The sequence below is a fragment of the Streptomyces sp. FH025 genome (assembly GCF_017427025.1).
GTDB lineage: Bacteria > Actinomycetota > Actinomycetes > Streptomycetales > Streptomycetaceae > Kitasatospora.
This window is the reverse complement of the sequence record NZ_JAFLNG010000777.1, coordinates 1-3,338: the sequence shown is the minus strand read 5'-3', so window position 1 is coordinate 3,338 and position 3,338 is coordinate 1. Positions and strand designations below refer to the sequence as shown.

Annotated in this window: 3 protein-coding genes; all 3 read left to right on the top strand. The window is 70.6% G+C overall.

The genetic code is table 11. From position 1 onward, the window contains the following. Window positions 1-105: 105 nt before the first annotated feature. Entirely contained in the window at window positions 106-1,248 is a 1,143-nt protein-coding gene (locus J0670_RS33705) for an acyl-CoA dehydrogenase family protein (RefSeq protein ID WP_207816093.1), read from the top strand. Between the two features lie 151 nt (window positions 1,249-1,399). Continuing rightward, window positions 1,400-2,614 carry an acetyl-CoA C-acetyltransferase gene (locus tag J0670_RS33700; RefSeq protein ID WP_207816087.1) on the top strand — a complete coding sequence of 405 codons (1,215 nt, stop codon included), beginning with the start codon at window positions 1,400-1,402 and terminating at the stop codon, window positions 2,612-2,614. Window positions 2,615-2,719: 105 nt separating this feature from the next. After that, window positions 2,720-3,338: enoyl-CoA hydratase/isomerase family protein (locus J0670_RS33695; protein WP_207816085.1), on the top strand; the 619-nt coding region annotated here is incomplete at its 3' end.

Genomic DNA, 3,338 nt, shown 5'->3' with positions numbered 1-3,338 from the left:
CGCCGACACCGCCGAGGTGGCCCGGGACTGGGGCGTACCGTCGCTCGACCGGTGGGCTCCCGACTCCGCAGCAGACCAATCCGCAGCAGACCAAGGAGAGTAGCGTTGCAGCGCGAGATCTTCACCGAGCAGCACGACGACTTCCGGGCCACCGTGAAGGCCTTCCTCGCCAAGGAGGTGCTGCCGCACTACGACCGTTGGGAGAAGGCCGGCATCGTCGACCGCTCCGTCTGGCTCGCGGCCGGCCGCCAGGGCCTGCTCGGCATCGCCGTCCCCGAGGAGTACGGCGGTGGCGGCAACCCGGACTTCCGCTACGCCGCCGTACTGGCCGAGGAGTTCGCCCGGGCCGGTGCCTCCGGGCTGGCGATCGGCCTGCACAACGACATCATCGGCCCGTACCTCACCTCGCTCGCCACCGAGGAGCAGAAGCGCCGCTGGCTGCCCGGCTTCTGCAGCGGCGAGCTGATCACCGCGATCGCGATGACCGAGCCCGGGACCGGCTCCGACCTGCAGGGCATCCGCACCCAGGCGGTCGACCGGGGCGACCACTACCTGCTCAACGGTGCCAAGACCTTCATCTCCAACGGCATCCTCGCCGACCTGGTGGTCGTGGTCGCCCGCACCACCCCCGAGGGCGGCGCGCACGGGCTGAGCCTGCTGGCCGTCGAGCGCGGCACCCCCGGCTTCGAGCGCGGCCGCAACCTCGACAAGATCGGCCAGAAGGCCCAGGACACCGCCGAGTTGTTCTTCGAGGACGTCCGGGTGCCGAAGGAGAACCTGCTCGGCGAACTCAACGGCGGCTTCGTCCACCTGATGCAGAACCTCGCCCAGGAGCGGCTCACCATCGCGGCCGCGGCGATCGCCGGCGCCGAGTACCTGGTCGAGATCACCACCGACTACGTCAAGCAGCGCGAGGCCTTCGGCCGTCCGCTGGCCAAGCTCCAGCACGTCCGCTTCGAGATCGCCGAACTGGCCACCGAGTGCGCGATCACCCGGACCTTCGTCGACCGCTGCATCACCGAGCACAACCGTTACGCCCTCACCCCGGCCGACGCCTCGATGGCCAAGTGGTGGGCCACCGAACTACAGAAGCGCACCGCCGACCGATGCCTCCAACTGCACGGTGGGTACGGGTACATGAGTGAGTTCCCGGTCGCCCGGGCGTTCACCGACGGTCGCATCCAGACCATCTACGGCGGCACCACCGAGATCATGAAGGAGATCGTCGGCCGCTCCATCCTCGGCTGAACCCCCGTTCGGCCTCCTGCCCCGACATTCCGCGAATCCCCGCTACATCCCGCCACATCCCACTACGTTCCGCGAGATCCCGCTACGTCCCGCGAAACCCCCGTGAAATCCCGTGAAGTTCCGTGAAGTTCCGCTGAAAGGCGTTTCCACCGTGACCACCGAAGCGTACGTCTACGACGCGATCCGCACCCCGCGCGGCCGTGGCAAGGCCACCGGCTCGCTGCACGGCACCAAGCCGATCGACCTGGTCGTCGGCCTGATCCACGAACTGCGCCGCCGATACCCCGAGTTGGACCCGGCCGCGATCGACGACATCGTGCTCGGCGTGGTCAGCCCGATCGGCGACCAGGGCTCCGACATCGCCCGGATCGCCGCCATCGCGGCCGGACTGCCCGACACCGTGGCCGGCGTCCAGGAGAACCGCTTCTGCGCCTCCGGCCTGGAGGCCGTCAACCTGGCCGCCGCCAAGGTCCGTTCGGGCTGGGAGGACCTGATCCTGGCCGGCGGCGTGGAGTCGATGTCCCGGGTGAAGATGGCCTCCGACGGCGGCGCCTGGTTCGCCGACCCGATGACCGCGTACGAGACCAACTTCGCCCCCCAGGGCATCGGCGCCGACCTCATCGCCACCATCGAGGGCTACTCCCGCACCGACGTGGACGCCTTCGCCGCCGAGTCCCAGGCCCGCGCCGCCAAGGCCCAGGCGGACGGCCTGTTCGACCGCTCGGTGGTCCCGGTGCGCGACCGCAACGGCCTGGTCGTGCTGGAGCGCGACGAGTTCATCCGCCCCGGCACCACCGTCGAGACCCTGGCCGGCCTCAAGCCCTCCTTCGCCGCCATCGGCGAGGCCGGCGGCTTCGACGCCGTCGCCCTCCAGAAGTACCACTGGGTCGAGGCCATCGACCACGTCCACCACGCGGGCAACTCCTCCGGCATCGTGGACGGCGCCGCCCTCGTCGCGATCGGCAACCGCGAGGTCGGCGAGCGGTACGGGCTGCGCCCGCGCGCCCGGATCGTCTCCGCCGCCGTCTCCGGCTCCGAGCCGACCATCATGCTCACCGGCCCCGCCCCGGCCACCCTCAAGGCGCTCGCCAAGGCCGGGCTGACCGCCGCCGACATCGACCTGGTGGAGATCAACGAGGCCTTCGCGGCGGTCGCGCTGCGCTTCATCCGCGAACTCGGCTTCCGCCACGACCAGGTGAACGTCAACGGCGGCGCGATCGCCCTCGGCCACCCGCTCGGCGCCACCGGCGCGATGCTGCTCGGCACCGTGATCGACGAACTGGAGCGGCGCGACCTGCGCTACGGCCTGGTCACCCTCTGCGTGGGCGGCGGCATGGGCATCGCCACCGTCGTCGAGCGCGTCTGAGCCCACCCGTCGCCCACCGCCACCCTCTTGCGACACTCCCCCCAGACTCCGTCCGAGGGGACCCCCATCGCGTGGCACCTCCCCTTGCAGATCTGGAGAACCCTGATGAGCGACACCACCACCATCCACTGGGAGCAGGACCAGGACGGTGTGGTCACCCTCGTCCTCGACGACCCCACCCAGTCCGTCAACACCATGAACGAGGCCTTCACCGCCGACTTCGAGGCCGTCGTCGAGCGCCTGGCCGGTCTCGGGGACTCGCTGCGCGGCGTGGTGATCACCTCCGGCAAGAAGACGTTCTTCGCCGGCGGTGACCTGCGGATGCTCTCCGCGGCCCGCCCCGAGGACGCCGAGGTCGTCTTCGAGAAGTCCATGCGGATCAAGCGGTCCCTGCGCAAGCTGGAGACCCTCGGCAAGCCCGTCGTCGCCGCCGTCAACGGCAGCGCGCTCGGCGGCGGCCTGGAGATCGCCCTCGCCTGCCACCACCGGATCGCCCTGAACACCCCCGCCAGCCGGATCGGGCTGCCCGAGGTCACCCTCGGCCTGCTGCCGGGCGGCGGCGGGGTGGTCCGTACAGTGCGGCTGTTCGGCATCACCGACGCCCTGCTGAAGTTCCTGCTGGAGGGGCGCCAGTACCGGCCCGCGCAGGCGCTGGAGCACGGACTGGTGCACGAACTGGTCGACACCCCGGAGGAGTTGACGGCCCGGGCGAAGGCCTGGATCG